Origin of the sequence: Micromonospora sp. D75 (genome assembly GCF_018070405.1) — a bacterium.
Lineage (GTDB): Bacteria > Actinomycetota > Actinomycetes > Mycobacteriales > Micromonosporaceae > Micromonospora > Micromonospora chalcea.
In genome coordinates this window covers 1-1,990 of record NZ_JAGPXV010000852.1, presented here as the reverse complement: position 1 = coordinate 1,990, position 1,990 = coordinate 1, and the positions used below count along the sequence as shown (strand labels likewise).

At 74.7% G+C, this 1,990-nt stretch carries 3 protein-coding genes; 2 read left to right on the top strand and 1 reads right to left on the bottom strand.

Annotated elements, in window-relative coordinates; all coding sequences use genetic code 11:
• Together KBX39_RS29900 and KBX39_RS29895 are read left to right on the top strand one after the other, a co-directional pair.
• Positions 1-872, top strand: an 872-nt coding sequence (locus KBX39_RS29900) for a DEAD/DEAH box helicase (RefSeq protein ID WP_210873746.1), incomplete at its 5' end; no start/stop codon positions are given.
• A 162-nt stretch (positions 873-1,034) separates the two neighbouring features.
• Positions 1,035-1,220, top strand: a complete 186-nt coding sequence (locus tag KBX39_RS29895) for a hypothetical protein (RefSeq protein WP_210873744.1) — start codon at positions 1,035-1,037, stop codon at positions 1,218-1,220.
• Between the two features lie 150 nt (positions 1,221-1,370).
• Here KBX39_RS29895 and KBX39_RS29890 read toward each other — a convergent pair whose 3' ends face one another.
• A complete protein-coding gene (locus KBX39_RS29890) occupies positions 1,371-1,814 on the bottom strand; it encodes an Rrf2 family transcriptional regulator (RefSeq protein ID WP_210873743.1) in 444 nt (147 codons plus the stop codon).
• Positions 1,815-1,990 lie beyond the last annotated feature (176 nt).

The window sequence follows — 1,990 nt, the reverse complement described above, 5'->3', positions numbered from 1 at the left end:
CCGAGGTGCTGGTGGCCACGCCGGGCCGGCTGCACGACCTGATCGATCGCGGGGACGCCCGGCTGGACCAGGTGTCCATCACGGTGCTGGACGAGGCCGACCAGATGGCCGACATGGGCTTCCTGCCGCAGGTGACGAAGCTGCTGGAGCAGGTCGCGCCGGGCGGGCAGCGGATGCTCTTCTCGGCCACCCTGGACCGGGGCGTGGACCGGCTGGTCCGCCGATTCCTGGCCGACCCGGTGACGCATTCCGTCGACCCGGGCACCGCCACCGTCACCGCGATGACCCACCACGTGCTGCACCTCGAGGCGGACGACAAGCAGGCCGCGGTGGCCCACATCGCCGCCCGCGAGGGCCGCACCATCGTCTTCATCGCCACCAAGCACCGCGCCGACCGGGTGGCCCGGCAGTTGCTCGCCAAGGGCGTACGCGCCGCGGCGCTGCACGGCGGCAAGTCGCAGCCGCAGCGCACCCGCATCCTGGAGCAGTTCCGCACCGGCCAGGTCACCGCGCTGGTGGCCACCGACGTGGCGGCCCGGGGCATCCACGTCGACGGGCTGGACCTGGTGGTCAACGCCGACCCGCCCGCGGAGGCCAAGGACTACCTGCACCGGGGCGGCCGGACCGCGCGGGCCGGCGAGTCGGGCACCGTGGTCACGCTGGTGCTGCCGGAGCAGCGCCGCGACGTCGCCCGGCTGATGAGCACCGCGGGCATCAACCCCAAGACCACCCGGGTACGCCCCGGCGACAGCGAGCTGAGCCGGCTCACCGGCGCCCGGGAGCCGTCCGGTGTGCCGGTGACCATCGCCGCGCCCGCTGCCGCGCACCCCGCCCCGGCGACCCGTCCTCGCCGGCGTCCGCGCCGCCGCTGACCGCGCCTGACCGGCTCGGCTTCGAGCGGGCCGGCCGACCGTCCCTGAGTCGGGAATCAGTCGACGTTCGGTCGGCTGTCCGACTGTCCGGCCTCGCCGTGGCGGCGATGCTGTCGGGCGGGGACCGGTCGGGGGGTCGGCCGGACGCGGAGGGAGCGGTTCATGGCGGGGGAAGCCGGATCGGGCGGTGCACGGGAAGTGCTGCTGGTGCTCGCGGTGGCGGGGGCCGGCCTGGCGCTCGCCGCGGTGGCCGCGTTCGGGCCCTGGCGGCCCTCCGACGGCGGCTCGCCGGATCGCGGCGCCGCCCGCAGCTTCACGCCCGGGATGAGCGTCCCGCACGCTCAGTAGCCGCGCCGGGCGGATGATGCCCGGAAAGCGATATGACTCTCAGGTATAAATATGCCCGAGAGTCATATCGGCCAGGAGTCATGCCCTCTGTGGCCGACAACCGGCCGGGTCCGCGACCCCGCGCGCCGTCGCCCTGTGACCGGACGCGCGTCAGGGTGCCGTCGCCCGGTCGCTCAGCAGGTCGGCGAGCGTGGTCCGGTCCACGACCAGGGCGATCGCGCCGTCCACCGCCAGCCACACGTCCCGCAGGCCGGTGGCCACGCCGTGGTATCCGGCCCGGTCGGCGGGGATGCCCCGGACGCTGGTGATCGCGCCACCCACCGCGCGGAGCACGTCGCCCACGCTGATCTCGTCCGGCGGGCGGGTCAGCGCGTACCCGCCCTCGGTGCCGCGATGGCTGTGCAGCAGCCCGGCCCGCCGCAGGTCGAGCAGGATCCCCTGGAGGAAGCTGAGCGGGATGTCCTGGCTCTCGGCCAGGCTCGCCGCCTTGACCAGCTCGCCGCCGCCGGACACCGCGTCGCCGGGGGTACCGGCGACGTCGGCGACGGCGAGCATGGCCCGGAGCGCGTAGTCGGCGCGCGCGGAGATGTACACGACGTCAGTTGCCGGCCTGGTCCAGCACGCCCCAGCGGCGGCGGATCGCCTTGTCGGCGGCACCGAACGCGGTGTCCACGAGCAGGCCCACCACCAGGATGACGATCATGATGGCCATCAGGCGTGGCGCCTCGCTCAGCTCGCGTGCGTAGGTGAGCTGCGCGCCGATCGAGGTG

What these genes read in the sequence shown, in the direction of transcription:
- KBX39_RS29895 (WP_210873744.1), top strand. Translation starts at nt 1,035, where the DNA reads ATGGCGGGGGAAGCCGGATCGGGCGGTGCACGGGAAGTGCTGCTGGTG.